The sequence below is a fragment of the Xanthomonas vesicatoria ATCC 35937 genome (genome assembly GCF_001908725.1).
In the GTDB taxonomy this organism is placed as follows: domain Bacteria; phylum Pseudomonadota; class Gammaproteobacteria; order Xanthomonadales; family Xanthomonadaceae; genus Xanthomonas; species Xanthomonas vesicatoria.
Genome location: NZ_CP018725.1, coordinates 3,237,805 through 3,263,257, shown reverse-complemented (window position 1 = coordinate 3,263,257; position 25,453 = coordinate 3,237,805). Strand labels below are relative to the sequence as shown.

Here is a 25,453-nt window from a genome sequence, read left to right as displayed (position 1 = left end):
TCCTTGCCGCGCATGACCGACCCTGCATTCCCCATCGCCCCACTGCTGCCGCAGATCCGCGACAGCCTTGCCGCCCATCCGCGCCTGGTGCTCGAAGCCCCGCCCGGCGCCGGCAAGACCACCCAGGTGCCGCTGGCACTGCTGGAGGCGCCGTGGCTGGCCGGCCGCAGCATCGTGATGCTGGAACCGCGCCGCGTGGCCGCGCGCAGCGCTGCGCTGTTCATGGCGCGCCAGTTGGGCGAGCCGGTCGGCGAAACGGTGGGCTACCGCATCCGCTTCGAGAACAAGACCTCTGCGCGCACCCGGATCGAAGTGGTCACCGAAGGCATCCTGACCCGGATGATCCAGGACGACCCGATGCTGGAACGCGTGGGGGCGTTGCTGTTCGACGAATTCCACGAACGCCATCTGGCCGGCGACCTGGGCCTGGCATTGGCGCTGGACGTGCAGGCCCAGGTGCGCGAGGACCTGCGCATCGTGGCGATGTCGGCCACGCTCGATGGCGAGCGGCTGGCCGGCTTTCTGGATGCGCCGCGCCTGAGCAGTGCCGGGCGCAGTTTTCCGGTGGAGATCGCGCATTTCCCCGCGCGCCGCGACGAAGCGCTGGAGCCCCAGACGCGGCGCGCAGTGGAGCATGCCCTGCTCACCCATCCCGGCGATGTGCTGGTGTTTCTGCCCGGCCAACGCGAGATCGCGCGCGTGCAAGGCGCCTTGCAGGACGCGCTGGATCCGGCCATCCAGGTGCTGCCATTGCACGGCGAGTTGTCGGTGGACGCGCAGAGCCAGGTGCTGCAGCCGGATGCGCAGAGCCGCCGCCGCGTGGTGCTGGCCACCAACGTGGCGGAGTCGTCGGTGACCTTGCCCGGCGTGCGCGTGGTGATCGACAGCGGCCAGGCGCGCGAGCCGCACTACGACCCCAATAGCGGCTTTTCGCGGCTGGATGTGGCGACCATTTCGCAGGCCTCGGCCGACCAGCGCGCCGGCCGTGCCGGGCGCGTGGCCAGCGGCTGGGCGTACCGGCTGTGGCCGCAGTCGCAGCGGCTGGAACCGCAACGGCGCGCCGAGATCACCCAGGTGGAACTGGCCGGCCTGGTACTGGAGCTGGCGGCCTGGGGCAGCGATGCGCTGCGCTTTGTCGATGCCCCACCCACCGGCGCGCTGGCCGCCGCACGCGAATTGCTGCAACGGCTGGGCGCGTTGAGCGGCAGTGGCGGCATCACCCCATTGGGCCGCCGGATGCTGGCGCTGGGCACGCATCCGCGGCTGGCGGCGATGCTGGCCCAAGCCGGCGATGCGCCGCGGCTGGCACTGGCCTGCGACCTGGCCGCGTTGCTGGAAGCCCGCGACCCGCTGCGTCAGGGCGGCGATGGATTGGCCGCACGCTGGCGCGCGTTGGCAGCATTTCGTCAGGGCCGCAGCGCGCCCGATGCTAACCGCGGCGGCCTGGCCGCGATCGACAGTGCCGCCAAACAATGGCGACGCCGGCTGCGCTGCGACACCGCCCCGCCCGCCAGCGTGGAAGCGCACGCGCTGGGCGACCTGCTCGCGCACGCCTTTCCCGACCGCATCGCCGCCCGCCACCCGGCCGACCCGTTGCGCTATCTGCTCGCCAACGGCCGCAGCGCGCGCCTGTTCGACCACAGCGACCTGCGCGGCGAGCCATGGCTGGTTGCCAGCGAGCTCCGCTACGAAGCCAAGGATGCGTTGCTGCTTCGCGCCGCTCCGGTCGACGAGGACTACCTGCGGCGCAGCCTGCCGGAGCGTTTCGTGCAGCAGGACGTGGTGCAGTGGGACGCCGACAAGCGCGCCCTGGTCGCGCGCCGGCAATCCAGCTTCGACCGCATCGTGCTCGACAGCCGCCCCGCCGGCCGCGTCGACCCCGCCCAGGCCGCTGCCGCACTGACCGAGGCAGTGCGCCAACTCGGCCTGGACGCGCTGCCCTGGACCGAAAACCTGCAGCAATGGCGCGCCCGCGTGCTGTCTCTGCGGGAATGGATGCCCGAGCTGGAGCTGCCCGATCTCTCCGATGCCGCACTGCTCGCTTCGTTGGACCATTGGCTACGCCCGGCCTTCGCCGGCAAGACCCGGCTCGATGCACTGGACGAGTCCAGCCTGGGCGAAGCGCTCAAGGGCGCACTGCCGTGGGAGCGCCGCCAGGTCATCGACCGTCATGCCCCCACCCGCATCAGCGTGCCGTCGGGCATGGAGCGACAGATCAGCTACGCACTCGACCACGCACAGCAGCCACTGCCACCGGTGCTGGCGGTCAAGCTGCAGGAACTGTTCGGCCTGGCCGAAACCCCGCGCATCGCCGACGGCCGTATCCCGCTGACGCTGCACCTGCTCTCGCCCGGCGGCCGCCCGCTGCAGGTGACGCAGGATCTAAAAAGCTTCTGGGCCACCACCTACCCGGACGTCAAAAAAGAAATGAAGGGCCGGTATCCACGGCATCCGTGGCCCGACGACCCCTGGACAGCCGCCGCCACCCATCGCGCAAAACCGCGTGGCACCTGAGCCTCTTGCCCTGGCCCCTCTCCCGCCGGGAGAGCGGTAAGGGTACGGCCACGCGTTGGGTGTGCCAGCGCGAAGCGGCATCTGATTGGAACTCAGGCGATAGCGTTTTTTAACCGTTAGCCAAACGGCGCCTACTGCCGCTAACGCCGCCTATACGCCCTTGGCCACAGACTGCAGTCCACGTACTCAGAAAGGAAACGCCTCCAATGAGCAAGCTGACTGTGATCACCGAACGCGCCCTGGAGCGTGCCCTGGAACTGGCAGGCAATGCTGGCGACCAACTCCGCCATGCCGCATCCACTGCGGGCGACCAGGCACGTAACGCCGGCAGCAGCCTGCGTCATTTCGGTCCGGGCGCCAGCGAGTGGCTGAAGACCGGTGTGGCCCTGGGCGCGGTGCGTAGCGGCGGCAAGGCAGCCAGCAAGCTGGTCAAGCGCAACCCGGCCATCACCGTGGCAGCGGCCGTCGCCGGCCTTGGCCTGATCGGCTATGCGGTGTACCGCAAGCGTCAGCGCGATCAGCAGGTGCTGGGTGGCAACGTGCATCGTCTGGATCGCGAACACGCCAGCAACGCCAATGCACGTCGCGCTGCCTATCAGCGCCGTGCTGCCGTGACCCCGAGCGACGGCGTCGAATAAGACAGCGGTTCCGCCGACGAGGCGGATTGCAACAGACGACACAACGCCACGGCCTTTCGCCGTGGCGTTTTCGTTTGGGGAGGGCGTTGCATACGCGCTGCATCAGATGCGACAGTGCAACAACGCACTGCGTTGGCAGACCGCGACGCAGCTCGCACGCAGCTGACAGAACCACTGCGCTCACCGCCAACAGGTGCGGCTGGCGCGCTCGATACGACACGGACCACTCGTACGCACTGCTTGTCCGTGCGCCGTCCCCATCCACCTGAGCGCTGCTCGCTACGTTGTCAGCTGCTCCATGGAAGACGCATGCAACCGCCGAAGTTCGATCACATCACCATCGATTGCAGCGATCGCGCCATCGACGTGATCGCAGTGATGTGATCGCACTAACACAGCTATCTGTGCGAACCACGCCCCTGTCGCGGGCTCGGCGCGTCATCCACACGCCATTGGCCAGGCGCAAGCCCATCCAGCCTCCAATCGCCGATCGCCACCCGCACCAGACGCAAGGTGGGCAGGCCGACCGAGGCCGTCATCCGCCGCACCTGACGATTGCGGCCTTCGGTGATCTGCAGTTCCAGCCAGGCATCGGGCACGGTCTTGCGCACACGCACCGGAGGGGTGCGCGGCCACAGCTCGGGTGCCGGATCAAGCATGCGCACGCTTGCCGGCCTGGTCGGGCCATCGTTGAGCACCACGCCATCGCGCAGCGCCTGCAACTGTGCTTCCTGCGGCTCGCCTTCCACCTGCACCCAGTACGTCTTGGGCTGCTTGTGCCGCGGGTCGGTGAGCCGATGCGCCAATGCGCCATCGTCGGTGAGCAATAACAGCCCTTCGCTGTCGTGATCCAGGCGGCCCGCCGCATACACGTCCGGCGGCAAGCCGAACTCGGCCAATGTGCGCTTGGGCGGCTGCGAGCGGTCGCTGAATTGCGACAGCACGCCATAGGGTTTGTTCAACAGCACCAACATGGACAGACCTGTGGACAGGGGAGCGCTGCGCGGCGACTGCCGTGCGGGGCTGTGGGGCGTCGATAAGCTGCGCGCAGCCAGCAGCGCACTCACGGGTCTGCGACGTCGCAAGCGCACGGCGGATGTCTCGGGTGTCCACATCACGGCGTCGGCCGCGGCAACTGTTCCCACGTACCGTGTCCCCGTTGTGAAGCACACGCAACACCTGCGCTGCGTTGTCGTGTCGCCTCGGCATGCACACGTCAACGCAAGCCACAGACAGCTGTTACACGCAACAAACGCTGCATGCCGCCCGCACCTGCGCCGGCATGCAGACACGCGCTTACTGTTTGACGAACTTCAACGTCATACGATCGCTCTCGCCGATGGCCTTGTACTTGGCATCATCGGCAGCGTCATGGCTGTTGCTCGGCGGCAGCGTCCACACACCGCCTGGATAGTCCTTGGTATCGCGCGGATTGGCGTTGAGTTCGCTTTTTCCGGCCAGCTTGAAGCCGGCCGCCTCGGCCATCGCGATCACCTGCGCCTGACCCACATAGCCGCTCTTGTCGTCGGCCGGCACATCGGTCTTGGCGCGGTGCTCGACCACGCCCAGCACGCCGCCGGGCTTGAGCACCTTGTAGAAGCCGGCAAACATCGCCTCGGCACTGCCGGCCATGCGCCAGTTGTGCACGTTACGGAAGGTCAGCACCAGGTCGGCCGAGTTATCCACGCCGAACGACGGCGACTTGGGCACGTACGACACGAACGCCGGCTTGCCGTACACCTCGGGCTTGGCCTGGAACTTCTTTTCCAGCTCGTCGCGTGCACGCTGGGCGTAATCGCGGCTGCGGCCTTCGGGCGCCGATGCCGGATCGACCACCGCTGCCACGTACTTGCCCTTCTCGCGCAGGTACGGCGCCAGGATTTCCGAATACCAGCCGCCGCCGGGCGTGATCTCGATAACGGTCTGGGTCGGCTTGATGCCGAAGAACGCCAGCGTCTGGCCCGGGTGGCGATATTGGTCGCGCTGCACGTACACGCGGTCGCGCCAGTTGCCGTTGATGGCCGCCTGCAGCGCAGCATCGGGCGCCGGCAGGCTTGCGCTGTCGGCCGGCTTCATGGCCATCGCCAGCGGCGCACTCATCGCCACCATGACACTCATCACACACGCACAGGCCAGCTTGTTGCGGATCATCGCAGCGCCCTCTCCGGATAAAAGTAGCGCGAGCCTAGCACGCGGCCCGCAGCCTGCCATGTGCCCGAATCGCCGCGCTCAGCCATGGTTCGTATCGCCGTCCATCGGCCAGATGTTCATATCCTGTGAGCCGATGGACACGATCGACGGAACGCTGAATCCACATCGATGTCACACGCATGATCGGTGCGCATGACTATCCTGTCGGCAGTAATCAGGAGCATCCACGATGACTCACCCCCGCGCACTGGGCCGCTCCGGCCTGCAGGTTCAACCGATCGTCTTTGGCGGCAATGTGTTCGGCTGGAGCGCCGACGAGGCGACCTCGTTCGCCTTGCTGGATGCGTTCGTCGATGCTGGTTTCAACATGATCGACACCGCCGATGCGTACTCCGGCTGGGTGCCGGGCAATCGCGGCGGCGAGTCGGAAACCATCATCGGGCGTTGGCTGGCGCGCAGCGGCAAGCGCGACAAGGTCCTGATCGCCACCAAGGTCGCCAAGTGGAGCGAGCATCCCGGCCTGTCGCCAGAGAACATCGCAGCGGCAGTGGACGATTCGCTGGCGCGTCTGCAGACCGATGTGATCGATCTGTACCAGGCACACGAAGACGACGAATCGATTCCGCTGGAAGCCACGCTGGCCGCGTTCGGCCGCCTGATCGAACAGGGCAAGGTGCGTGCAATCGGCGCGTCCAATTACAGCGCTGCACGCTTGCGCGATGCGCTGGATATTTCCGAGCAATACACGCTGCCGCGCTACGAAAGCCTGCAGCCCGAATACAACCTCTACGACCGTGCCGGCTACGAGGCCGAACTGGAACCGCTGGTGCGCGAGCGTGGCCTGGGCGTCATCAGTTATTACTCGCTGGCCAGCGGCTTTCTGACCGGCAAGTACCGCAGCAATGAGGATGCCGGCAAGAGCAGCGCGCGTGGCGCTTCGGTGGTCAAGCAATACGTCAACCCGCGCGGCCTGCGGATCCTGCAGGCATTGGACGATCTGGCCGCCACCCACAACGCCACGCCGGCGCAGATCGCCCTTTCCTGGTTGATCGCACGTCCCAGCCTCACCGCGCCGATCGTCAGCGCCACCAGCGTGACCCAGCTGCACGATGTGCTGGCGGCGGCGCAGCTGTCGCTGAGCGCCGAGCAGATTGCGCAACTGGACAGCGCAAGCGCGCCGGAACCTGCGGCAGCGTAGCGCCGCCGCAGCGCCGCATCGGTCTTTATTCGTTCGCGCAGCCATTGCGGTGGCTGTGCTCCCTCGGTCGCGCACGCGCGGCTCCCCTGCGAGGATCTTCCGCATGACATCTGTTACCAACCGCCGCATCGTGCTGGCGTCACGCCCGCAAGGCGAACCCAACGCGGACAACTTCCGGCTCGAAGAAGCCCCCCTGCCGCCCACCGGGCACGACCAGATTCTGGTGCGCAACCGCTTCCTGTCGCTCGACCCGTACATGCGCGGCCGCATGGACGATGGCCCATCGTATGCGGCGCCCGTGGCGATCGATGCGGTGATGGAAGGCGGCACCATCGGCGAAGTGGTCGAGTCGCATCATGCCGACTACCAGCCCGGCGACCTGCTGGTGCTGCACGGCGGCTGGCAGACCTATAGCTTGCTCACCCCGACCACGCCGCTGCGCAAACTGCCCAAGGACGACAGCCTGCCGCTGAGCACCGCGCTCGGTGTCTACGGCATGCCCGGCTTTACCGCCTATGCCGGCCTGCACGAGATTGGCAAGCCGCAGCCCGGCGAAACGCTGGTGGTGGCTGCAGCCAGCGGTCCGGTCGGCGCCACGGTCGCGCAGTTGGCACGCCTGCAAGGCCTGCGCGTGGTGGGCATTGCCGGCGGCGAAGAAAAGGTGCGCCACCTGCGCGAGTCGTTGAAGCTCGATGTGGCACTGGATCATCGCGCCGACGACTTTGCCGCGCAGCTGCGCGCCGCCACCCCCGACGGCATCGATATCTATTTCGAAAATGTCGGCGGCAAGGTATTCGATGCGGTGCTGCCGCAACTCAACGACTTCGCGCGCATTCCGGTGTGCGGCGTGATCGCCACCTATAACAGCCGTGGGCAGGCACTGCCCGGGCCCGATCGCCTGCCGGACTTCATGGGCCAGGTGCTGCGCAAGCGGCTGACCGTGCGCGGCTTCATCCAGCACGATTTCATCCGTCTCATGCCCGCGTTTCTGCGCGAAATGGGCCAGTGGCTGCGCGAAGGCCGCATCCAGTATCGCGAGCACGTGCTGCACGGGCTCGATGCCGCGCCGCAGGGGCTGATCAGCCTGTTGCGCGGCGAAAACTTCGGCAAGGCCGTCGTCGCACTCGATTGATCAATTCGCAGCGCTCCAGCGGCTCTTACGATTCCCCTTCCCCATTCCCAAAAGGAACACAATGACTGTCCCCGCATTTGGCCTCGGCACCTTCCGTCTCAAGGACCAGGTCGTCATCGACTCGGTGCGCAACGCGCTGGCGTTGGGATATCGCGCGATCGATACCGCGCAGATCTACGACAACGAAGCCCAGGTTGGCCTGGCGATCGGTGAATCCGGCGTGCCGCGTGACCAGTTGTACCTGACCACCAAGATCTGGGTCGACCGGTTCAGCCGCGATACGCTGCAGACCAGCCTGCAGGAAAGTTTGCGCAAACTCGGCACCGACCATGTCGACCTCACCTTGATTCATTGGCCGTCGCCGAAGGGTCAGGTGCCGATGCGCGAGTACCTGGAAGCCTTGGCGCAGGCCAAGCAGCAGGGCCTGACGCGTGCGATTGGCGTATCCAACTTCACCATCGCCCTGATCAAGCAGGCGATCGAGATCCTGGGCGCCGAAGCGATCGCCACCAACCAGATCGAAGTGCACCCGTACCTGCAGAACCGCACGTTGATCGCCTTCCTGCGCGAGCAAGGCATCCATGTCACGTCCTATATGACGCTGGCGGTGGGCGAGGTGCTGAAGGATCCGGTGATCCTGGCCATTGCCGCGCGCCACAACGCCACCCCGGCGCAGGTGACGCTGGCCTGGGCATTGCAGCAGGGATATTCGGTGATTCCGTCGTCGACCAAGCGGGCAAATCTGGAAAGCAATCTCAAGGCCCAAACGCTGCGTTTGAGCGAGCAGGACATGGGTGAGATCGCTGCGCTCGACCGCGGGCAGCGGCTGGCCAACCCGCACGCCATTGCGCCCGACTGGGACTGATGGTGCACCGGCGCATGCAGCAGGTTGAGAGCGACTGAGAAGACCACTGCGCTCGCCCACGCAGGCGCACAGCCGGTGTGATCGATGCGGCAGGGGCACGCGGCCGCGTGGGTCCAGGCGCGTCATCCAAACCCACATGGCGACTGCCCGCTCTGTTCTACCCGCATGCACGCAGTACCCCCTGACCAGCACGCGTCGACCGCTTGTCGTCGCGTGCTGGTGAGCGGGGAGCGACGCTGCTACGGTGCCCGCACAGGGGGGTAGCCCGGTCACGGAGTCCTACCCATGCACAGCGCAGCCGTTCAGACCCGCAGCACCGTCAATGTCGATACAGAGCTCGCCTACTGGCGCGACGTCCATGCCGAAGGGCATCTGGGCGGCTATGCGTTTGCCGATTACGCCCGCGTGCTGATGCTGGGTTACGACATTTATCTGGCCTATCCGCGCGCGACCGAAGCGCAGTTGTACCGCGTCTTGCAGGACGCGTAGTATCAGGACCAGCCGCTGCTGTCGGTGCCCTGGGACCAGGCGCGCTGGATCGTGCGGCACGCCTGGCAGCATCTGCAGGCTGCAAGCGTTCGACACTGAAAGCAGCGACGCACTGGCGCGACGCGAGACCGCAGCAGGCTGAATGGCAGCGTGTTTCGATCAAAGAAACGCTGGCTGAGCGCCGTGCTAGGCGCGATGTGGTCGCGATAAAGTGCATGCCACCGCATTGGTCGATTGGCAGGGGACGTCTTTCGCAAACCGCATCGCATCGTTTCGGCGGTAAGAGCGAATGTGCCGCGTTCAAGAGGCACCGACGCTAGAACGTCGAAGGACGCTGGCGCGATCAGGCGGCTGGCTACACCAATGGCATCCACCACGCGATGACCGAATACGCGCGGTGCAGGCGCTCCGCTACGCGGCCCCATCAACCCAGCAGCCGCCGGCCGCGCCGCATTGCGCGGCACCTTGGACAACGATCAGTTCAACTGACCCAGCGCCGTCGCCTGTCGATCGATCCGGTGCTTCTCGGCCAGCGCCTGCATGCCTTGCAGCGTGGACGCGATCAAGCTCGCGTAGCGCAGCCGCCACAGCTTGGCGCGGTCGTCATCGTCCTGCGTGCTGCCCAGCCCGTCCAGCACCTGCGGCAGGCGGCGGTCTGCCAGGGCGGATGCGGCCAGATACGGCTTTGCCGGTGCGATGACATCCACCGGCGCGCGCCAGTCGTTGGCGACATGGCGGGCAATGCCGGCCAGATGCGACAACTGATGCATGCCGATCAGGGTTTCGTGCAGCATCTCGCGGCACGCCCATTGCCACAGCGCCACCTTTTCCGAGGGGTCCTGGGCAATCTCGGTCAACGCCAGGTCAACCTTTTCGATACGTGTGTCGAGCATTGCTGAGCTCCCGATGCTGCTATGCAACATAATTCACACCATACGCCGTGAGAATCAAGTGAGCCAGTCGTTTGGATGCCGTCATCGTGCCGATGCTCGACCCGGTTCACGCTTTACGACGACCGCCGGTTGCGGCGGCACGGCCGGCACCCTGACTTCCTGCCCATGCACCCCAGGTGCCGCTACGTGATGCTGCAGTTCCCCGCCAGCGGCCCCTCCCATGCGCCTTGCCGTTCTCCTGCCGCTACTGCTGTTGGCGACCTGCGCTGCGCAGGCCGAGACCGCCAGGCCGCAACTGTCATCGCGGCAATGCCAGGTCAGTACCTCCTACGACGTGCTGGCCGATAGCGGCGGCATCTGGCTGCGTCGCAAACAGGGCGCGCCACGCGAGATTTTCTTCCACGATGGCGAGCTCAACGTGGATCGCCAGGCGCAGCCGGTCAGCGCAGCCGATGCGCAACGGCTACGCGAGCTCGAACAGCGCACCCGCGCATTGATGCCGGCGGTGACCTCCATCGCCCACTCGGTGGTCGACATCACCTTCGATGCGCTCGGCGGCGTGGTGCATGTGCTCTCCGGTAGCGCACGCCAGCAGCGCAAGGTCGAGCAACTGCGCACCGGCGCGCTGGCGCAGGTGGATGGCAGCTTGGGGCGTGGCCGCTGGGAGCAGCAACTGTTCGACGAGCGCTTCGAGGCCAGCGTGGAGGACGCTGCCGAGGATCTGGCCGGCAGCCTGACCCGCAGCGTGATGTGGACGGTGATGACCGGCCGCGCCGGGCAGCTGGAACGCCGTGGCGCGGAACTGGATGCACAGCTGGAGCAGACAATGCAGCAGCGCAGTCACGTACTGGAGGCACAGGCGCAGGCAGTGTGCGTGCAGGCGCAGTCGCTGTATGCCATCCAGCAGGCGCTGGAATACCGCTTCCAGGGCGAACAGCTGCAGATGCTGGAACTCAATGCGCCCGCGCAGAAGGACGACGCGCCGGTGTCTGCCAGCGTGGTTGCTACCGCGGCGCATTGAGTCCGCCGCCAGCGTGTTGCATTTGCTGGCCCAGGCCCATTGCCTGATGCGCCGTGTCTGCGTCATAAGAACCATGCGCCAGCGGGAAGCCACGCCGTGATCGACCAGGTTGGCGCATGGCCGCCTAGCGCAACAGCCAGTCGCGTAACGCCTCCGACACCGCCTGCGGCTGTTCCAGCGGCGATAGATGCCCGCACATCGGCAGACGTACCAGTTGCGCATGTGGCGCCAACGCCGCCATTTCTTCGTGAAGGGCCGGTGGCGTGATCGCATCGTCTTCGCCGCACAGCACCAACACTGGTTCGCCGTAGGTGCGTAATAACGCGCGCCCGTCCTGGCGTTGCAGGCTGTTCTGGCGCAGGAACACCTCAACGCCCAACCGCTGGGTCATGCCGCGCACACGCTCCAGCAAGGCCTCGTCCTGCCAGCGCGAGGGGTGCACGTAGTGACGCATCAGGCGTTCGCCGAACCCATGGAACGTGCTGCCGGCGCGCACGCTGGCTTCCTGCGCACGCCGTTGCGCCACCCGCTCGGGTGCATCTCCGCGCGCGGAGGTATCCAGCAAGGCGAGCCGCTCCACCCGCTCGGGGGCAAGGCGCAGGAGTTCCTGCGCCACGTATCCGCCCAGCGAGAAACCGGCTAACGCAAACCGCGGTGGCATGTGTTCAAGCAGTTGCGATGCCAGCGCGCGCATGCTGTCGGCCCGGGTGAGATCGCCGACCACGCAGTCGGCGATCCCGGCCAGCGCGGCACGCTGCGCATGCCAGAGCTCGGCATCGTTGAGCAAGCCCGGAAGCAGCAACAGCGTAGGGCGATCGGCGCTCATGCATGCACCTTGCCGCGCGATTCGAACGCGGCGATGTGGGAGATGGTGGAAACAGTCATCGCCGTAGTGTGCCGCGTGCTACGTGCAGACTCCAACTGCAATGGCCTGTTTGCGCAGGGGCTCGCCCCACATGCGCGCGGCTGCGTTGTCGGCGGAGCAAGCGCGTTCAACCGAGTTGTGGTTGAAGACGACCCATCCCCTCTGTGAGCGAGCTTTAAAGCTCCACAGACATCGGATCGTGCGCGATCACGCCACCCAACGCGCTGCGCAATACGCACGATGCACACGACGACGCACACACATACGCCCGATGCGGCCGCACCGGGCGTATCTGCTATGGCAATCCACACTCGAACAATGGCACCGAGCAGCGAGCACACGCATCCATTCGAATCACCGTAAGGTGACTGCGACGATTTTCTCGACAGGTATGCACCGCTCGTCCGTTTGCTGCCGAATGCGCCGTCAACAGAGGCTGACGAACAACGACCGGTCAGCGGCCCGGGTTACTTGGCCAGGTGCTGCTGCAACTCATCGCCCGCCTGGCGGATGGCGGTGCGGACGGCCGGCACGTCGCTGAGCGCGTTGAGCAGGCCGTAATCGTGAATCAAGCCGTTGTAGCGGGTCACCGTGACGTCGACGCCGGCCTGGTCCAGCTTGCGGCCGTAGGCTTCGCCTTCGTCGCGCAACACATCCAGCTCGGCGGTCTGGATCAGGGTCGGCGGCAAGCCCTTGAGCTGCTGCACGCTGGCCTGCAACGGCGAGGCATAGATCTCGCGGCGCTGCTTCGGGTCGGTGGTGTAGCTATCCCAGAACCACCGCATCATGTTGCGGCTGAGGAAGTAGCCCTGCTGATACTGCTGGTAGGAGCCGTTGTCGAATGCGGCATCGGTCACCGGCCACAGCAGCACCTGGTAGCGGATCGACGGGGTGCCAGCCGCCTTGGCCTGCAAGGCCACCGAGGTCGCCATGTTGCCACCGACGCTGTTGCCGACCACCGCCAGGCGCGTGCCGTCCACGCCAAGCTCGGCGCCATGCTCGGCCACCCACTTGGTGGCCGCATAGGCCTGATGGATGGCGACCGGATAACGCGCTTCCGGCGAGGGGCTGTAGTCCACGTACACCGCTGCCGCACCCGAGGCGCGTGCCAGATCGCGGATCAGCCGCTCGTGGGTGGGGAAGTCCCCCAATACCCAGCCGCCGCCGTGGAAGAACATGAACGCCGGCAAGGTCTTGCCGGCGCTGCCCGGCGGCTTGACCACCACCAGGCCGAGCGGCTTGCCGTCGACGGTAATGGTCTTGCGGGTGACCTCGGCGGCCGGCAGCGTGGCGCCGGCCTGCGCGTCCACCAGTATCTTGCGGGCCTGCTGTGGGGTGAGTTGTTCCATCGGCTTGCCGCCGGCGGAGTTGAGCGCGTCCAGGAAGGCCTGGACCTTGGGTGAGGCGGCCGGTGCGCTGAATCGGTCGGCGCGGCAAGCGCGCCGCCGATCGCCGACGCCAACGTGCCAACCAACAGCAACGATGCGTAGGGTTTCATGGGATGTCCGGGTGGGATCAGGCCAACGTCAGGGTGACGTCGATGTTGCCGCGGGTGGCATTGGAGTACGGGCAGACCTGGTGGGCCTTGTCGACCAATGCCTGCAGGTCGGCCTTGTCCATGCCCGGCACGGCGACGCGCAGTTCGACCGCAATACCGAAGCCGCCCGGAATCTGGCCGATGCCGACGCTGCTGTCGATGCTGACTTCGCCCGGCAGCTTGAGCTTGTCCTGCGCGGCCACGGCCTTCATCGCGCCGATGAAGCAGGCTGCGTAACCGGCAGCGAACAGCTGCTCCGGGTTGGTGCCGTCGCCGCCAGCGCCGCCGAGCTCGCGCGGGGTGGACAGCTTCGCGTCCAGTGCGTTGTCCGAGGACACGGCACGGCCTTCGCGGCCGCCGGTAGCAGTGGCGTGGGCGGTGTAGAGGATCTTTTCGGGTGAGGCCATGGTGGTTCTCCTGAGTGAGCGCTATGCGCGGTGAATAATTGTTAGCGATTAAATCGCGTGCTATTTAATTTATACAGCAACTGGATGCGAAACAGGCTTATCCCGCACCCAGGCTGGAGCGTAGCTTTTCCAGTTCCTGCTTGAGTTGACGCAGTTCGTCCAACGAGCAGGCCGAGGCGCAAAACACCTGCTCCGGCACGCGACCGGCCTTGCTGCGCAGCGCGCGCCCGGCATCGGTCAGCGCAATGATGACCTGCCGCTCGTCACTGACGGCACGTGTGCGGGTGACCAGGCCGGCGCTCTGCAGCCGCTTGAGCAGCGGCGTCAGCGTGGCCGAATCCAGGTACAGCCGCTCGCCGATCTCCGACACGCTGCGGCTATCGGTCTCCCACAACACCAGCATCACCAGATACTGCGGGTAGGTCAGGTCCAGATCCTTCAACAGCCCGCGGTAGAGCTTGTGCATCGCCAGGTTGGCCGAATACAGCGCAAAGCACAGCTGGTTATCCAGCTGCAGCAAGGCGTTGGAGCGCTCAGCGGTGGGGGCGGCGGTATCCATGGGCTGTAATTTACATAGCGCGCTATTTAATTGCAAGCGATTTTTAGAAAATCTTTTATCGAGACTGCTGCGGCCGTGGCGGAGTTCATTCCGATCGTATCAACGCTATCGGCATCGGCATCGGCATCGAGGATCGAGGATCGAGGACCGAGGACCGAGGACCGAGGACCGAGGACCGAGGATCGCCAGGCTATGTCCCGCCATGGCTCCACGCGCTGTTTTCCCAGTTGTTCCGCCGTTGGATCGCCCACGCGCGCAGCGCAGCCTGGCGGTCGCTGTCGCCGCGCCTTTTGATCGGGCGCCGGGTTTAGCGTTCCGCCGCAGAATGCGCGTGCGCGCTTATGCCCGATGCGCGGTGGCCAGATACTCGGCGCTCTGCATTTCGATCAAACGCGATGCGGTGCGCTCGAAGGCACCCGCCAGGCGCTGGCCGCTGTACAACGCCGGCGGTGCGTCCTGCGCGGTGCAGACCAGATTGACGTGGCGGTCGTACAGCTCGTCGATCAGGTTGACGAAGCGCCGCGCCGCGTCTTCGTTCACGCGATCGAAGTGCGGGATGCCGCCGAGCAGCACCGTGGTGAACTCGCGGGCGATCTCGATGTAATCTGCCGGGCCGCGCGGGCCTTCGCACAGCGCGGCAAAGTCGAACCAGGCGATGCTCTTGCCACGTGCGCGTACCGCGATCTTGCGCGCTTCGATTTCGATATTGCCGCCACGTGCTTCGGCATTACCGCTTAATTCGCTCCAGCGCTGCAGCAGCCAATCATCGGCTTGCGCATCCAATGGCGCGCGATAGACCGGCGAGCGCGTCAGTGCACGCATGCGGTAGTCCTCGGTGCCTTCGGCGTAGAGCTCAACGCAGAAATTCTGCAGCAAGCCGATCGCCGGCATGAAGCTGTCGCGCTGCAGGCCGTTGGCGTAGAGGTTTTCCGGTGCGGTGTTGGAGGTGGTCACCAGGGTCACGCCTTCGGCGAACAGACGCTCCAGCAGGCGTGCCAGCAACATCGCATCGCCGATGTCGGTGACGAAGAATTCGTCCAGCACCAGCACACGCAGATTCTCGCGCCACTGCTGGGCGATCTTCGCTAACGGGTCGCTTTGCCCGGCATGCTCGCGCAACTGCTCGTGCACGCCGCGCATGAAACGGTGGAAGTGGGTGCGGTACTTCTGCTTGATCGGCAGGCCGTCGTAGAACAAATCGACCAGGAAGGTCTTGCCGCGCCCCACGCCACCCCAGAAATACAGGCCACGCACCGGCTCGGGCTTTTTCCAGAACGCCGACAGCCGGTCCAGCCAGCCATCCTGGGCACTGTCCACCAACGCCTCATGGATACGGTCCAGTTCCGCCAGAGCCGCTTGCTGCGCAGGATCGGCGCGCCAGTCGCCGCGTTGTACGCCGGCGGCGTAGCGCTGCGACGGGGTCATTTCACTCATTGTGCTCTCCGCGGACCGGCTGCTGCCCTGCCCGCTCAACGGCGCATCGCCGGGCGATGCGCGTGGTCCATGCCGCGGTCAGACAGCGGCCGGCAACCAGCGCCGGACACCATGCTGGATCGCACCGCGCAGGTCGATCAATTTGCGGTGGAAGAAGTGACTGGTGTCGGGCATGCGCACCAGCTCGGGCTGCTGCTCCAGGGTCTCCAGCCAATCGTAGACCGCCTGCGGGTCGACGATTTCGTCGGCATCGCCCTGCACCACCAGCCACTGGGCCGGTGGTTGCATGTCGCTGAAATCCCAGCGCCCGGCCGGCGGTGCGATCGAGATCAGCACCTGCGGTGCGAGCGCGCCGGCCGCACGCAACGACACGTACGCGCCGAAGCTGAAGCCGCCCAGCCAGAGCATGTCGCCAGGCCGCTGCGCGCGCACCCAATCGGCGACCGCGCGCAGATCGTCCTGCTCGCCGTCGCCGTGATCGAAGCTGCCGGCCGAGGTGCCGACACTGCGAAAATTGAAACGCACCACGGTGATGCCCAGCTCGCGCAACGCGCGCGCGGCCATGGTGACGACCTTGTTGTGCATGCTGCCGCCCTCGGTGGAAAGCGGGTGGCAGACGATGGCGGTGACCGGTTGCACAGCGACGTCCGGCTCGGGCAGATCGACCGCGACATCGAGCGGGCCGACCGGCCCCTCCAAGGTCAACGCAGCCGATTCGGTGGGGAATGGGAGATTGGACATGCCCTCATAATAGCCGCCCCGCCGGCCGCGTTCATCGCCCTGCCTGCACACTTCGTTGCGTTGCCTATGTATTTGCTGCTGTTTGCCGTTGTCTGCAGTGTCCTGGTGTCGGTGCTTCTCAAGTTGGTGCCGCGCTATCGCCTGGATGTTTCCCAGACCATCACCTGGAACTACGCCACCGCTGCCGTCCTGGCGTGGCTGTTGCTGGATCCTGCGTTGGATATGCTGCATGCGCCGTCCACACCGTGGGCAGCATTGGTGGTGCTTTCGGTTGCGCTGCCGTCGATCTTCATGGTGCTGGCGCGCGCCGTCACCACCGCCGGCATCGTGCGTACCGAGATGGCACAACGCTTGTCGTTGCTGCTGTCGCTGGCGGCGGCTTTCACCCTGTTCGGCGAGCCGCTCAACGGATGGAAGCTGACTGGACTGGGCATGGGCCTGCTGGCCATCGTATGCATCGTGCAACGCGCAGATCCGCGCGACCGCGCTGCGCCGGCTCCCTCGACTGCGTGGCTGTGGTTACTGGGCGTGTGGATGGGCTTTGCACTGATCGATCTGTTGCTCAAGACCATCGCGCAGGCCGGTACGTCGTCGCTGACCTCGCTGACGCTGTGCTTCGCCATCGCCTTCGTCCTGATGTCGCTGCTGCAGGGTCTGCGCTGGACACGCGGCGTGCGGATGGACGGCCGCAACGTCGTGGCCGGCATGCTGCTGGGAATACTCAATTTCGGCAACATCTTTTGCTATGTGCGCGCCCATCAAGCATTGCCGCACAGCCCCGCCACGGTCTTTGCGAGCATGAACATCGGCGTGGTCGTCCTTGGCGTGCTGGTGGGAGCGCTCGGGTTCAAGGAGCGTCTTGGTACACGCGTACGCGTGGGTCTGCTGCTGGCGGTCCCGGCGATCGCCGCCATTGCATGGGGCATGTACACCGCTTGAAAACATCAGCCGTTCGGTTAGTGGGTCCTTTGTCGCAGCGTACCGGGTTCGGTAAAACAAGCTCGATACCGTAGCGACCACACACAGGGCTTGTCATCCGGTTGGAGTGGGTCATGCGACCGAATCCCTGGTTGAAAGAGCGGCAGGCAACGAGCGCTGCCGCAGATGCAACCGGTGCCTCCGGCTCAGGCACGTCGCGGTTGTTTGCCCAACCGCGCAGGCTGCCTGCGGCGGCTGGCGGCGTAAATTTGCGGCATGCGCCTGCCGCACGACAGGAGCAAGCACCTGCCTGCACGCTTCAGCGGACGCAGCAACAGGCAGCGCTGGCCTGGTTTCCATCATCGCCGTGCTTGGCAGGTGTTGATTCCCACGCATCACCGCCAGGCGCTGCGCGATTGCCGCGCGCTGGGATGCGGTCGCTGTTGGAAGGCATGAACCGCCGTCTGATACAACTCAACACGCACTACCATGCCATCACCACGCGCTTGTTTCTTGAGGAGCGCGAGGCAATGCCGCAGGAACAACGCGTGCTCGATCAACGCAATCGTCTATTGGCGCGGCGCAATCAGGTACGCGACAGTCAATTGGAGTTTCTGCCGCAAGCACTTGCACCGTTGGAGCAAGTGCCTGCCCCGACCACGACAGCCGACCAGCTGACCAATCCGCACGACGATGCGATGCAGCGCGCTCAGGTACGATCGCTGGCATTGAACGCGATAGCGCTCTCGACCTGCCTGGCCGAGGTCTTCAGGCATGCCGAAGTGCAGCTGGATGGCTTGCAGGAAAGCGCTGTGCCGTGCGAGCGGATCCTGAAACTGCAACGGCTCATGCAGCGCTACCGCACCCTGGCGGCTCAGACTGTTGGGTCCGATAAATGACCTGAATGATGTCAACCAACAGCGGAAGCAAGGCACCGGACATGCATGACCACGTTGTTGGATACCTCGACGCCGGGCGGAGAGCGGCACCTGCAAGCGCGGCGATCCCATGCGGCGTGCGCATCGATTGAGAGTGACATTTCGGCTTGCGCGACGCCGGTTCGCAGCCTGCATCACGCCATCGGAGGCGGTCGCTACTGTGGGTGCATACGACCGACAGGAGTTCGTCATGCGCCTGAATCCGTTTTCGAGCAGCCGCCATCGGGTCGCTCCAGAACCGCTCAGCCCCGCTTCGACCACTACTACAAAGAACCTTGAGACGACCACGCAGCATCCGCTGTCTCAAGCACACAAGCGCAGCAAACCGCAGGGCGCGGCGACAACCTCTAGCCAAGCCCTTCTGGCGTCCGCGCGCAAATCATTCGAGTCCTTGCGCAAGCAGCTGCCATCAATGCACATGAGCTCCTCAGCGCTACGGCCAACGCGCACCTCACCTGCGCCCAGGCCTTACGTGACGCAGGCGGCCACACCAGCTCGCCCACCGCAAAGGCATGGCGCGCCGCCAGTTGTCGATGCACGCCGGCCGCAGCCTGCTCCACAGGCCACCGGGCCAGCGCGCGCAAAGGGTCCCGAACCACAGCGGACTGCCTCGATACCGCGGCCAGCTCCGATCAAGCAGGCACCTATCCCGATAGCTTCTCCGCCGCAGGCCAGGCAAGGGCGCTCATTGCAGAGTTTGAATGAGGAGATTGCGCTGCTGGACAAACGCTGCAGCGAAATCAGCAAGCGCTTGTTCATGGACGATGGCGAAGCAACCGAGCAAGAGCAGCGGTTATTTGACCTGCGGACAGATCTGATCGCGCAACGCAATCAGATCCGCGACAGTCAGCCCCCTAGTGGTCAGGCCGGCCACAGGCAACTCGATGCGACGATGCATGCACTGGCGCCACTGGAACATGTACGCGCACCGAGAACTACGACCAGCCGGCTGGCCATGGTCCAGAGCGAGGTCATTCACTCCAACCGCAACGCGCTGCTGCAGGCACGCCGTCAGCTTGGCAACATGTCCGATCTCGCCAGGCACCATGACCTCGCCAGGCGGCACCTGGCGAAGTTGAGGGCCAGTGGCGCAGACCCCGTCCAGGCAAAACGGCTTGAGCGCATGATGAAGGGCTACGAAAACCTGCTGGAACTCGAAGACATCGTCAAACGTACCGACGACCAGTTGCAAAGGATGGGCGGTCCACGCTTGATGGACAGCATCCCCACCACGCCACAGGAGCGCCGACAACGCCATCGAGACGAAGTGGACGCCCATCAGGAAGCGATCGACAACGGTTACCTCTGACGGTCTTGCATGTCGGCACAGCATGCAGTGCACGTCGCAGCCTGCCGCTGCGACGTATTCGGCGTGAGTGCGTATCGCGTGTGCAGCTCTTTGCCGTCTCCAGCGCCTTTCCCGCATGCACCAATGCACGGGGCCACCCCGGGTCGGTTGCAGATCACGTGCAGGCTGATGCAGGCCGGTCGCACGCTTGCGCGAACTCAACGCTCCCAGTACGGAAACGGATCATCCAGCAGTTGCCATTGCGCCGGGCCCTGGCGCAGTTCGTGATCGCTGAGCAGGCACGCGTCCAGCGCAGCGCGCGTGCCCGGCGCATCCATGTCCACGCCGATCACCGCCAGCTCCTGGCGACGATCGCCCCATAGCGGATGCCATAGCCGCTGCATCGCGGCGTATTCGCTGGCATCGCCTACTTCGTGCAATTGCGGCAGCGGCGCGGTCCAGCACTGGGTCTGCTGACGCTGCCAGCCAATGTCGGTGTACGGCAGCGGGGTGATACTGGTCTGCAGCGGCTCGCCGATTGCGTGCGCATCCACACGATGGCGCGCGGCGAACCAGAAGCCTGCGGCGTTGGTCTGCGTGGCACCGCCTACACTGGACAACTCGCCCACCCAGTCCATGCGGCTGGCCAGCCAGAAAAAGCCTTTGCTGCGGATCACCTGCGGCAACCCGCTGTGCACCATGCGCGCGAATCGCTGCGGGTGGAACGGCCGGCGTGCGCGATACACGAAACTGCTGATGCCGTATTCCTCGGTCTCCGGCGTGTGCTGCCCACGTAGTTCCTGCATCCATCCCGGCGCCAGTTGCGCGCGGGTGAAATTGAAGCGCCCGGTATCGAGCAGTTGGTGCAATGGCACATCGCCGTGCGCCGCATCCACAATGGCCGCCTCGCGATTGAGCGCACGCAGTACTGCGCGCAGACGTTGCAGCTGCGATGCATCGATACGGTCGCACTTGCTGATCACCAGCACATCGGCGAACTCCACCTGCTCGCCCAGCAGTTGCACCACGCCGCGCGTATCGTCCGGCCCGGCCTGTTGCCCCAGCTCGGCCAGGGTGGCAGCCGAGCCGAAATCCTCCAGAAACCGGCTGCCGTCCACCACCGTCACCATGGTGTCGAGCCGCGCGATATCCGACAGGCTGAAGCCATCGGCATCGCGCACCGCGAAGGTGGCCGCGACCGGCATCGGCTCGGCGATGCCGGTCGATTCGATCAGGAGATAGTCGTAGCGGCGCTGCTCGGCCAGCCTGCGCACTTCCTGCAGCAGGTCGTCGCGCAGCGTGCAGCAGATGCAGCCGTTGCTGAACTCCACCAGCGTTTCTTCGGTCCGCCGCAATGCGGCGCCGCCGTCGCGCACCAGCTGCGCATCGATATTGATCTCGCTCATGTCGTTGACGATCACCGCAACCCGCAGGCCATCGCGGTTATGCAGGATGCGGTTGAGCAAGGTCGTTTTGCCGGCGCCCAGGAAACCGGACAGCACGGTGACGGGGAGCCGCGGATCGCGGACGGGGGACAGAGACATCCAGGCAACCTCGGGGGAGAGCGAAGTGTTACTATATAACACTTGCTTGACGAGACCGCTTCCATGCGTGCGACCGCTTCTTTGTTGGATACCTCGGCCATTGCCTTGTCCAGTCTGTGCCTGCTGCATTGCCTGGCCCTACCCCTGCTGGCCATGACGCTGCCGCTGCTGGGCGCCTGGAGCCGCGCCGAGTGGGTGCACGTCGTATTCGCCGCTGCGGCGGTGCCGCTGAGCAGCTACGCGCTGTGGAGCACGCATCGGCGCCATGCGCTGCCGATAGCGGTGTGGGCCCTGGCAGGCTGCGGGCTGGCCGGCCTGGTGCTGGGCGCCAGCCGTGTCGTCGGCGAGCACCTGGAAACACCGATCACAGTGGCCGCCAGCCTGTTGCTGGCCAGCGCACACTTGCTCAACCTGCGGTTGCGCCGTCGCGATGGGAACTGTGCTGGATAGGCGCGTGCCGCGCCCAGCGACCAGGCCGTCAGCCGCGACGCGACTACGCGAACAAAGAGGCCGGTATCACGCCATGCTTGAGCACTGAAGCAGCGATGACGAGTCGGGTGCCAAACGGTCATGCACGTAGCAGCCGACGCCCATTCGCTTCGCCATGCCTTCGCGCTGATGTGAGTGATGCAAAGCATGAATCGCGCGCGCGTTTGTTCCTGGCATTAATGGCGATCGGCTTCATCACCTAGAGCGATCTCCCACATGTGAGAGGTCGCCTGTTCGGTTCACGCGCCCTGCGTTCGCGGCGCACGGCATTCGGTCAAACAAGGCCGTTAGCGTGGATGCATGAGCAGGGCTTTTCGCCCGGTTGGAACGAGCATGCGCCTGAACTCGGTATCGAGGGGTATTCAACGGATGCCCGGTCTCGCGGCTGCGGGCGGTGCTGCCAGCGTCGTGGCGAGGTGCTGGCCGCCCCAATCGCCAACGCACCTGGTGCCGGCACGCATCGCAGACCCGTGGTGCACTGTCGCCCCGGCGCAGCAGAAGAGTATTTGCACCCGCACGTCATCGTGCGGGCAGAACTCGCAGCACCGGGAACTGGAGCGGCGCGCTGCTGTGCCTGCATGCGCGCCCGTCATTGCATCGACGTCGGAAGCGCAGGACACGTCGCAGACGCCTACGCATGCGCCTTTGCTGCTGAAGGCCATGAATCGCCAGCTACTCGAATTGAACCCGCAGTATCACGCCATCACCACCCATCTGTTCCTGGAGGATCGCGACGCAAGACCACAGGAACAGCGCGCGCTCGATCAGCGCAATCATCTGTTGGCGCAACGCAATCAGCTGCGCGATCTCCTGCTGCATGCCTTGCTCGCAGCGCTCTCACCGCTGCAGCGTCTGCGCACGCCGGGGGCCGCGCGCCGCGCCGCGCCGCGGACAGACTCGCAGGGCCGGATGCGGCACGACGACGAAGACGCACCGGCGGACGAAACAAGCGCCAAGTCGGCCTGCCTGACCCAGGCATACCAGGACGCGTTGGAACAGCTGGATATTTTGCAAGACAGTGCCGCGCCCTGTGCGCTGATCCAACAACTGCAATGCCTCATGCATGACTACAAGGCGCTGTTGACCCGGGAACGTCGGCTCGACGACGTCACTACGCAGTACCAGCGGCTGGACTGACACGCGCAGGCACGTATCCATCGGCGGTCGGTCCAGCAGCTATTCGCACCAGCGCCGCATCGCGCCCATTCGGCAGCCAACCGCACATCGCGCGCTTGCTACAGCGAAAACCCCAGCAGCACCGGATCGTGATCGGAGCTGCGCCACGGGCCGGGCAGGTTGCGCTTGGCGTAGCCGGCGTCGTCCATCGCATCGGCATTGACGTGCCACTCCACTGCGCCGCGCAGTTGCTTGGCCATCGCCGGGCTGAGCAACGCATGGTCCAGGCGCCCGCTCATGCCGTCGTAGACGTAGCTGTAAGGCTGCTTCACGCCGGCCACCGCGAAGGCGTCCTGCCAGCCGCTGGCGCGCAGGCTGCGCATCGGCGTTTCCATGGCGTAGGCATTGAAGTCGCCCAGCAACACGGCCAGCTTGGTCTGCGCGCCGGTCGGGTCGGTCTGCAGCCATTGGTGCAGGCGCTTGGCCGACTCGGTACGCGTGGCATTCCAGCAGGCCTGGCCGTCCTGCTGGTCGGCATCGGCGCCGCTGGCGTTGCCGCAGCCCTTGGACTTGAAGTGGTTGGCAACCACCACGAAGGTGGCGCCGCGGTTGCTGCGGAAGGCCTGTGCCAACGGCACGCGGCTGTGACTGTCGAACGGCCCGCCAGTCAGCGTGGCCGGCTTGCCCACCGGGGTGACCTGCGAGTTGCGATAGATCATGCCGACCCGGATCGCGTCGTCACCCGGGCCGTTGGCGGTGTCGACGAACTGCCAGTCCTTGTCCTTGCCGGCGGCGTTGAGCGCAGCCACCAGCTGCGCAACGGCCGCATCGGCGCCGTCACCGTCGTTTTCCAGCTCCATCAGCGCGGCTACGTCGGCCTGCAACGGCACGATGGTGGCAACCAGCTTGCTCAGCTGGGCCTGGAATTGCTCATGCGTGCGCGCACCGCGCTTGGTCGGGAAACCACCGCCGCGGCCATTGCCGTTGAAGAAGTTCTCAAGATTGAACGAGGCGATGCGCAGATCGCCGCCTACCTGCGGCGCCACCGCAGTCGGCATGGCGGGCAACGTCAACGGGTTGAGTACCTGGATGCGGTACTGGCCGTCGTAGCGTTGGTCGACGATGCCATCCACCGACTTGAGCAGGCTGCCGCTACGCAGCACCGCATCGGGCTGTAGATACGCCACGATCTTGGGGCTGCGTCCGTTGCGCGCATCGTCCAGCAGCACGCGGCGGCGTGCGTTGTCCGCTTCGACCTGAGCAAAGGCCGGGGTGCCTGCGGCGGCGACTTCGCTTGGCTGCCACAGCCGCCCGCCGAATGCGGCGACCAGCTCGCCGTAGGTGTCCAGACGGTCGCTGCCGTTGAGCGTCAGCGCGGCAATGCGGACGTGCTCGCCTTCCAGCGCTTCCCAATTGGCAGGCGGCCCACTGAGCATGCGCACCGGGACTGGCTGGCCGCTGGCGAGCCGCTCGATGCTGCTGGCATCCACCGTGGTCAACGTCGTCTGGCCGCCTGCCGACACCTCACGCACCGTGCCGACGATGCGGAGGCGATCACCCACCGCCACCTCGGCACTGCCGGCGCCGGTGACGAACAACCCATGCGAGCGCCGCGGCTCGAAGCCGGGCTGCTGCACGAACAGGCCAGCCATCCCGGCTCGCGTATCGGCAGTGACGATGCCTTCGACCTCGACCACGCGGCCGTCGTACGGGCTGCGGGTGTCCTCGCCCTGCACATCGGCAATCAACAGACGCTGCGGTGCGCTATCGGCAGCGCTGCACAGCAGCGGGGCCAGCAAACCGATCACACCGAGCACAAGCAGCGGGCAACGCGACATCGCAACACTCCAGAAGATGGGTCAAACGCAAGCGCCGCCCGGAAGGCGGCGCGTGATGGCAGGGGCGCAGAAGCAGGCTAACAAAACGCAGCGAAGTGCCGCCAGATCATCCGTCGACAGAGGGGGGCGAACCGATGGCCGCAGGTGAGCACGGTTGTGCTGCGCTGCTTGGCTGGCTGACCATGCAGCGAGACGGAATCGACCCGACAAGCCACCTCAACGGACACGCTGGCCGCAGTGGACGCGGGCCAGCCTTTAGCCAGGCCCGACCCTGCAACGGCTTATTTCAGATTGCCAAGCATCCAGTCGACGGTGGCGCGCACCTGTTCTTCGGTCAGCGCCGGATTGCCGCCCTTGGGTGGCATGATGCCGCCGTCCGGGCCGGTGTAGCCCTCGATCGCGTGCTTGTACAGGGTGTCCTTGCCCTGGGCGATGCGTGCGTCCCAGTGCGAATGATCCAGCGTCGGTGCCTTGCCGACGCCGTTGGTGTGGCAGGCGGTGCACAGGTTGTCGAAGATGGTCTTGCCGTCGGTGGTGCCACCGTAGGCAGATTGCGAGGACGCCTTGGCCAGTGCAGCCGCCTGGGCCGCGGCCTGGGCGGCTGCGCCAGTTGTGCCGGCATAGACCGCTCCGGCAGGAGCGATGCGCTGCTGCACGCGCTTGGCCGCTGTCGGCGAAACCTCATCGGGAACGGCAAGTTGCAAATAGGCTGCCAGGGCGATCAGGCCCAGGGTGATCACCACCAATAAACCGATCACCATCGAGAATTTTTTCAGGAACTCGAGGTCGTAATTCCGCACGCGCTCACCCCTGGCTGTTGGTCGAAGACCTCTGCTAGCGCCGGAGTATAGAGCACAGTTCATGCCAGTCTGACCAGC

Annotated in this window: 23 protein-coding genes, 1 other RNA gene and 1 pseudogene; 13 read left to right on the top strand and 12 right to left on the bottom strand. The window is 65.6% G+C overall.

The window, feature by feature from the left end; translation table 11 throughout:
• The first annotated feature begins 12 nt into the window (after positions 1-12).
• The 3 genes from hrpB to BJD12_RS14070 all read left to right on the top strand — a co-directional run bounded on the left by hrpB (position 13) and on the right by BJD12_RS14070 (position 3,445).
• The gene (hrpB, locus tag BJD12_RS14080) at positions 13-2,514 is read left to right on the top strand and encodes an ATP-dependent helicase HrpB (protein ID WP_005989087.1); all 2,502 of its coding nucleotides are present in this window, start codon (positions 13-15) and stop codon (positions 2,512-2,514) included.
• A gap of 206 nt (positions 2,515-2,720) precedes the next feature.
• On the top strand, positions 2,721-3,152 hold the full coding sequence (locus tag BJD12_RS14075; RefSeq protein WP_005989085.1) for a hypothetical protein: 432 nt from the start codon (positions 2,721-2,723) through the stop codon (positions 3,150-3,152).
• 218 nt (positions 3,153-3,370) lie between these two features.
• A non-coding RNA gene (locus BJD12_RS14070) (sX9 sRNA) lies at positions 3,371-3,445 on the top strand.
• Between the two features lie 105 nt (positions 3,446-3,550).
• On the opposite strand, the gene BJD12_RS14065 is transcribed toward BJD12_RS14070, so the two are convergent.
• Both BJD12_RS14065 and BJD12_RS14060 read right to left on the bottom strand, forming a co-directional pair.
• The gene (locus tag BJD12_RS14065) at positions 3,551-4,126 is read right to left on the bottom strand and encodes a pseudouridine synthase (protein WP_005989081.1); all 576 of its coding nucleotides are present in this window, start codon (positions 4,124-4,126) and stop codon (positions 3,551-3,553) included.
• Between the two features lie 322 nt (positions 4,127-4,448).
• Positions 4,449-5,303, bottom strand: a complete 855-nt coding sequence (locus BJD12_RS14060) for a class I SAM-dependent methyltransferase (RefSeq protein WP_005989079.1) — start codon at positions 5,301-5,303, stop codon at positions 4,449-4,451.
• 229 nt (positions 5,304-5,532) lie between these two features.
• Between BJD12_RS14060 and BJD12_RS14055 the strand changes: the two genes are divergently transcribed.
• From BJD12_RS14055 to BJD12_RS14040, 4 genes and pseudogenes are all read left to right on the top strand, one after another.
• A complete protein-coding gene (locus BJD12_RS14055) occupies positions 5,533-6,501 on the top strand; it encodes an aldo/keto reductase (protein ID WP_005989077.1) in 969 nt (322 codons plus the stop codon).
• 103 nt (positions 6,502-6,604) lie between these two features.
• On the top strand, positions 6,605-7,633 hold the full coding sequence (locus BJD12_RS14050) for an NADP-dependent oxidoreductase (RefSeq protein WP_005989075.1): 1,029 nt from the start codon (positions 6,605-6,607) through the stop codon (positions 7,631-7,633).
• 61 nt (positions 7,634-7,694) lie between these two features.
• Entirely contained in the window at positions 7,695-8,498 is an 804-nt protein-coding gene (dkgB, locus tag BJD12_RS14045; protein ID WP_005989073.1) for a 2,5-didehydrogluconate reductase DkgB, read from the top strand.
• Between the two features lie 285 nt (positions 8,499-8,783).
• Positions 8,784-9,086: pseudogene (locus BJD12_RS14040) on the top strand (hypothetical protein).
• Positions 9,087-9,463: 377 nt separating this feature from the next.
• Here BJD12_RS14040 and BJD12_RS14035 read toward each other — a convergent pair.
• Positions 9,464-9,880 carry a hypothetical protein gene (locus BJD12_RS14035; protein ID WP_005989069.1) on the bottom strand — a complete coding sequence of 139 codons (417 nt, stop codon included), beginning with the start codon at positions 9,878-9,880 and terminating at the stop codon, positions 9,464-9,466.
• A 220-nt stretch (positions 9,881-10,100) separates the two neighbouring features.
• Here BJD12_RS14035 and BJD12_RS14030 point away from each other — a divergent pair, with 220 nt between their 5' ends.
• Positions 10,101-10,901, top strand: coding sequence for a DUF2884 family protein (locus tag BJD12_RS14030; protein WP_005989067.1), 801 nt, complete (start codon positions 10,101-10,103; stop codon positions 10,899-10,901).
• A gap of 124 nt (positions 10,902-11,025) precedes the next feature.
• Here BJD12_RS14030 and BJD12_RS14025 read toward each other — a convergent pair whose 3' ends face one another.
• From BJD12_RS14025 to BJD12_RS14000, 6 genes are all read right to left on the bottom strand, one after another.
• On the bottom strand, positions 11,026-11,727 hold the full coding sequence (locus BJD12_RS14025; protein ID WP_005989065.1) for an alpha/beta fold hydrolase: 702 nt from the start codon (positions 11,725-11,727) through the stop codon (positions 11,026-11,028).
• Between the two features lie 506 nt (positions 11,728-12,233).
• The gene (locus BJD12_RS14020; protein WP_005989063.1) at positions 12,234-13,115 is read right to left on the bottom strand and encodes an alpha/beta hydrolase; all 882 of its coding nucleotides are present in this window, start codon (positions 13,113-13,115) and stop codon (positions 12,234-12,236) included.
• 166 nt (positions 13,116-13,281) lie between these two features.
• Positions 13,282-13,710 carry an organic hydroperoxide resistance protein gene (locus tag BJD12_RS14015; protein WP_005989061.1) on the bottom strand — a complete coding sequence of 143 codons (429 nt, stop codon included), beginning with the start codon at positions 13,708-13,710 and terminating at the stop codon, positions 13,282-13,284.
• Positions 13,711-13,807: 97 nt separating this feature from the next.
• A complete protein-coding gene (locus tag BJD12_RS14010; RefSeq protein ID WP_005989059.1) occupies positions 13,808-14,269 on the bottom strand; it encodes a MarR family winged helix-turn-helix transcriptional regulator in 462 nt (153 codons plus the stop codon).
• A 339-nt stretch (positions 14,270-14,608) separates the two neighbouring features.
• A complete protein-coding gene (zapE, locus tag BJD12_RS14005) occupies positions 14,609-15,703 on the bottom strand; it encodes a cell division protein ZapE (protein ID WP_039424369.1) in 1,095 nt (364 codons plus the stop codon).
• 78 nt (positions 15,704-15,781) lie between these two features.
• Positions 15,782-16,444 (bottom strand): alpha/beta hydrolase, encoded by a 663-nt coding sequence (locus BJD12_RS14000; protein WP_005989056.1) that lies wholly within the window; start codon positions 16,442-16,444, stop codon positions 15,782-15,784.
• A 66-nt stretch (positions 16,445-16,510) separates the two neighbouring features.
• Here BJD12_RS14000 and BJD12_RS13995 point away from each other — a divergent pair, with 66 nt between their 5' ends.
• The 3 genes from BJD12_RS13995 (at position 16,511) to BJD12_RS24620 (ending at position 19,609) form a co-directional block, all read left to right on the top strand.
• Entirely contained in the window at positions 16,511-17,383 is an 873-nt protein-coding gene (locus BJD12_RS13995) for a membrane protein (RefSeq protein WP_005989054.1), read from the top strand.
• 431 nt (positions 17,384-17,814) lie between these two features.
• Positions 17,815-18,261: a hypothetical protein gene (locus BJD12_RS13990; RefSeq protein ID WP_005989052.1), complete on the top strand. Its 447-nt coding sequence runs from the start codon at positions 17,815-17,817 to the stop codon at positions 18,259-18,261.
• A gap of 796 nt (positions 18,262-19,057) precedes the next feature.
• On the top strand, positions 19,058-19,609 hold the full coding sequence (locus BJD12_RS24620) for a type III secretion protein (RefSeq protein ID WP_228996849.1): 552 nt from the start codon (positions 19,058-19,060) through the stop codon (positions 19,607-19,609).
• 197 nt (positions 19,610-19,806) lie between these two features.
• On the opposite strand, the gene BJD12_RS13980 is transcribed toward BJD12_RS24620, so the two are convergent.
• A complete protein-coding gene (locus tag BJD12_RS13980; RefSeq protein ID WP_005989040.1) occupies positions 19,807-21,132 on the bottom strand; it encodes a GTP-binding protein in 1,326 nt (441 codons plus the stop codon).
• 63 nt (positions 21,133-21,195) lie between these two features.
• Between BJD12_RS13980 and BJD12_RS13975 the strand changes: the two genes are divergently transcribed.
• Both BJD12_RS13975 and BJD12_RS13970 read left to right on the top strand, forming a co-directional pair.
• Complete coding sequence (locus BJD12_RS13975; RefSeq protein WP_005989038.1) at positions 21,196-21,582, top strand: MerC family mercury resistance protein; 387 nt, start codon at positions 21,196-21,198, stop codon at positions 21,580-21,582.
• Positions 21,583-22,281: 699 nt separating this feature from the next.
• The gene (locus BJD12_RS13970; RefSeq protein WP_042827673.1) at positions 22,282-22,758 is read left to right on the top strand and encodes a hypothetical protein; all 477 of its coding nucleotides are present in this window, start codon (positions 22,282-22,284) and stop codon (positions 22,756-22,758) included.
• Positions 22,759-22,856: 98 nt separating this feature from the next.
• Here the strand turns inward: BJD12_RS13970 and BJD12_RS13965 are convergent, their stop codons facing one another.
• Entirely contained in the window at positions 22,857-24,575 is a 1,719-nt protein-coding gene (locus BJD12_RS13965) for an ExeM/NucH family extracellular endonuclease (RefSeq protein WP_005989035.1), read from the bottom strand.
• Between the two features lie 281 nt (positions 24,576-24,856).
• Positions 24,857-25,375 (bottom strand): c-type cytochrome, encoded by a 519-nt coding sequence (locus BJD12_RS13960; protein ID WP_005989031.1) that lies wholly within the window; start codon positions 25,373-25,375, stop codon positions 24,857-24,859.
• Between the last annotated feature and the right edge of the window lie 78 nt (positions 25,376-25,453).

Excerpts from the sequence above, each read along its gene's own strand:
- hrpB (WP_005989087.1), top strand. The coding sequence starts at position 13 with ATGACCGACCCTGCATTCCCCATCGCCCCACTGCTGCCGCAGATCCGC.
- BJD12_RS14075 (WP_005989085.1), top strand. The coding sequence starts at position 2,721 with ATGAGCAAGCTGACTGTGATCACCGAACGCGCCCTGGAGCGTGCCCTG.
- BJD12_RS14065 (WP_005989081.1), bottom strand. The coding sequence starts at position 4,126 with ATGTTGGTGCTGTTGAACAAACCCTATGGCGTGCTGTCGCAATTCAGC.
- BJD12_RS14060 (WP_005989079.1), bottom strand. The coding sequence starts at position 5,303 with ATGATCCGCAACAAGCTGGCCTGTGCGTGTGTGATGAGTGTCATGGTG.
- BJD12_RS14055 (WP_005989077.1), top strand. The coding sequence starts at position 5,533 with ATGACTCACCCCCGCGCACTGGGCCGCTCCGGCCTGCAGGTTCAACCG.
- BJD12_RS14050 (WP_005989075.1), top strand. The coding sequence starts at position 6,605 with ATGACATCTGTTACCAACCGCCGCATCGTGCTGGCGTCACGCCCGCAA.
- dkgB (WP_005989073.1), top strand. The coding sequence starts at position 7,695 with ATGACTGTCCCCGCATTTGGCCTCGGCACCTTCCGTCTCAAGGACCAG.
- BJD12_RS14035 (WP_005989069.1), bottom strand. The coding sequence starts at position 9,880 with ATGCTCGACACACGTATCGAAAAGGTTGACCTGGCGTTGACCGAGATT.
- BJD12_RS14030 (WP_005989067.1), top strand. The coding sequence starts at position 10,101 with ATGCGCCTTGCCGTTCTCCTGCCGCTACTGCTGTTGGCGACCTGCGCT.
- BJD12_RS14025 (WP_005989065.1), bottom strand. The coding sequence starts at position 11,727 with ATGAGCGCCGATCGCCCTACGCTGTTGCTGCTTCCGGGCTTGCTCAAC.
- BJD12_RS14020 (WP_005989063.1), bottom strand. The coding sequence starts at position 13,115 with ATGGAACAACTCACCCCACAGCAGGCCCGCAAGATACTGGTGGACGCG.
- BJD12_RS14015 (WP_005989061.1), bottom strand. The coding sequence starts at position 13,710 with ATGGCCTCACCCGAAAAGATCCTCTACACCGCCCACGCCACTGCTACC.
- BJD12_RS14010 (WP_005989059.1), bottom strand. The coding sequence starts at position 14,269 with ATGGATACCGCCGCCCCCACCGCTGAGCGCTCCAACGCCTTGCTGCAG.
- zapE (WP_039424369.1), bottom strand. The coding sequence starts at position 15,703 with ATGAGTGAAATGACCCCGTCGCAGCGCTACGCCGCCGGCGTACAACGC.
- BJD12_RS14000 (WP_005989056.1), bottom strand. The coding sequence starts at position 16,444 with ATGTCCAATCTCCCATTCCCCACCGAATCGGCTGCGTTGACCTTGGAG.
- BJD12_RS13995 (WP_005989054.1), top strand. The coding sequence starts at position 16,511 with ATGTATTTGCTGCTGTTTGCCGTTGTCTGCAGTGTCCTGGTGTCGGTG.
- BJD12_RS13990 (WP_005989052.1), top strand. The coding sequence starts at position 17,815 with ATGAACCGCCGTCTGATACAACTCAACACGCACTACCATGCCATCACC.
- BJD12_RS24620 (WP_228996849.1), top strand. The coding sequence starts at position 19,058 with ATGGACGATGGCGAAGCAACCGAGCAAGAGCAGCGGTTATTTGACCTG.
- BJD12_RS13980 (WP_005989040.1), bottom strand. The coding sequence starts at position 21,132 with ATGTCTCTGTCCCCCGTCCGCGATCCGCGGCTCCCCGTCACCGTGCTG.
- BJD12_RS13975 (WP_005989038.1), top strand. The coding sequence starts at position 21,196 with ATGCGTGCGACCGCTTCTTTGTTGGATACCTCGGCCATTGCCTTGTCC.
- BJD12_RS13970 (WP_042827673.1), top strand. The coding sequence starts at position 22,282 with ATGAATCGCCAGCTACTCGAATTGAACCCGCAGTATCACGCCATCACC.
- BJD12_RS13965 (WP_005989035.1), bottom strand. The coding sequence starts at position 24,575 with ATGTCGCGTTGCCCGCTGCTTGTGCTCGGTGTGATCGGTTTGCTGGCC.